Annotated in this window: 2 protein-coding genes; one reads left to right on the forward strand and one right to left on the reverse strand. The window is 64.5% G+C overall.

Annotated features, from left to right (window positions below):
- The coding region (locus tag EOA28_RS36270; RefSeq protein WP_245501689.1) for an ABC transporter transmembrane domain-containing protein at positions 1-682 on the reverse strand (682 nt) is incomplete at its 3' end.
- 206 nt (positions 683-888) lie between these two features.
- On the opposite strand from EOA28_RS36270, the gene rpmE reads away from it, so the two are divergent.
- Positions 889-1,110, forward strand: coding sequence for a 50S ribosomal protein L31 (gene rpmE / locus EOA28_RS36275; protein ID WP_040974396.1), 222 nt, complete (start codon positions 889-891; stop codon positions 1,108-1,110).
- Positions 1,111-1,227: the final 117 nt, after the last annotated feature.

The following is a 1,227-nucleotide window of genomic DNA, read 5'->3' on the forward strand; positions in this document are numbered from 1 at the left end:
CGTTGGTGAAGGCCTGCAGCGTGCGCACAGCGCCGATCTGCTCGCTGGCGTAGGCGGTGGCCTCCGCGAGCGTATCCTGCGCTTGCCGGGACTTGCGCCGCACCGAGCGGCCGAAAGCGACCAGCGGCAGCACGATCAGCGGAATGGCCGCGATCACCAGGCCGGAAAGCTTCGGGCTGGTGACGACCATCATCGCCACCGCGCCGAGGCCCAGGATGACATTGCGCAGCGCGACCGAGGCGGTGGCGCCGACCGCCGACTTCACCTGCGTGGTGTCGGCGGCGAGCCGCGATACGATCTCGCCCGAATGCGTGCGATCGAAAAAGGCGGGCGACAGCGTCGTGACATGGGCAAAAACGTCGCGGCGGATGTCGGCGACGACGCGCTCGCCGAGCGTGATCACAAAATAGTAGCGGCTGGCAGAGGCGGCGGCGAGCAGCGCCGCCATCGCCACCAGCGCGGCGAAATATTCAGCGATGAAGGTGGAGCCCGAGGCCTGGAAACCGTGATCGATCATGCGCCGCACGGCCATCGGCAGGGCAAGCGTCGTCACCGCCGCCACGACCAGCGAGATGATCGCGCCGACCGCCAGTTTCCGGTAGCGCGTGATATAGGGGAAAAGGTTTCTCAGCGGCCGGACCGAGCGCCTGCGCTGGTCTCCACTGGCACCGATATCCGCCATGAGCGTTTCCTCTGGCCGCTGGTCAACACCGCGCTTCAATATGCGCTTGCCGCGGCCTTGTGATTCAATTCCGGCTGATGTATAGGCTCGCCGACCGTTTTAGAAGCCGTGGCTTTTCATTAGCTGCGGCTTCGAGTTTTAAAAAGGGGCGCATCGACGCAGGCCATTGGCCCGTCACCGGCGCCGGCAAGCCAGGACATAAGACAATGAAGGCCGATATCCATCCCGACTACCACACCATCAAGGTCGTCATGACCGACGGCACCGAATACCTGACCCGTTCGACCTGGGGCAAGGAAGGCGACACGATGAACCTCGACATCGACCCGACCACGCACCCGGCATGGACGGGCGGCCAGCAGACCCTGCTCGACCGCGGCGGCCGCCTGTCGAAGTTCAAGAAGCGCTTCGAGGGTTTCGGCCTCTAACCCGGATACGCCCGCAGGATTTGAAAAACCCGCCTTCGAGGCGGGTTTTTTGTTTTCTTCCTTCTCCCCGTTCAACGGGGGGAAGGGGCCCGAAGGGCGGATGAGGGGCAGCGCCGG

This window comes from Mesorhizobium sp. M2A.F.Ca.ET.067.02.1.1 (assembly GCF_004023285.1).
Taxonomy (GTDB): Bacteria; Pseudomonadota; Alphaproteobacteria; order Rhizobiales; family Rhizobiaceae; genus Mesorhizobium.

Bases quoted from the DNA above. Each gene is read 5' to 3' on its own strand.
- rpmE (WP_040974396.1), top strand. From the start codon at position 889: ATGAAGGCCGATATCCATCCCGACTACCACACCATCAAGGTCGTCATG.